The sequence below is a fragment of the Rhizomonospora bruguierae genome, assembly GCF_018397995.1.
Lineage (GTDB): Bacteria > Actinomycetota > Actinomycetes > Mycobacteriales > Micromonosporaceae > Rhizomonospora > Rhizomonospora bruguierae.
This window is the reverse complement of sequence record NZ_BBQH01000182.1, coordinates 1-503: the sequence shown is the minus strand read 5'-3', so window position 1 is coordinate 503 and position 503 is coordinate 1. Positions and strand designations below refer to the sequence as shown.

1 protein-coding gene is annotated in these 503 nt (G+C 63.6%); it reads right to left on the bottom strand.

Going from position 1 to position 503, the window contains the following annotated elements; genetic code table 11:
• A partial coding sequence (locus KJS59_RS30755; protein ID WP_249715212.1) for a reverse transcriptase/maturase family protein occupies positions 1–491 on the bottom strand: 491 nt, incomplete at its 3' end.
• Positions 492–503: the final 12 nt, after the last annotated feature.

Genomic DNA, 503 nt, shown 5'->3' with positions numbered 1-503 from the left:
ATCTCGTAGCCGAGGAACCTTGCCGCGCCTGTGCGGGCGTGGGTGATCAGCGTCTTTTCCTGGGAGAGTTCGAGTTTGAGTTCGTCGCGCAGGAACTCGGCCAGACGCTGTTTGATCTCCTCGGCTTCGGCCTTGGGTCCGGTGAACCCGAGCAGATGGTCATCTGCGTATCTGCAGTACCGTAGCCGCCGGTATCCCGGATCGTTCGGGTCGGCGCTGGGCAGGCTGACCATCTGCCGTCGTAGTGCCCGCGCCAGGGGGCGGTCACCACGTCGTCGGACTTTGGCCAACTGGTTCTGCAGATCCAGGTAGGCAGGGTTGCGAGCCCTGCGTCCCCCTCGGGTGTACTCCGGAATCAGGACTGTCTCGACGAACTGGTCCAGTTTGTGCAGGTAAACCGAGGACAAGACCGGTGAGGCCACGCCGCCCTGGGGAGCCCCGGACAGGGTCGCACCCCAATTCCAGTCCTCCAGGTATCCGGCCGTGAGCATGTTACGCACCAG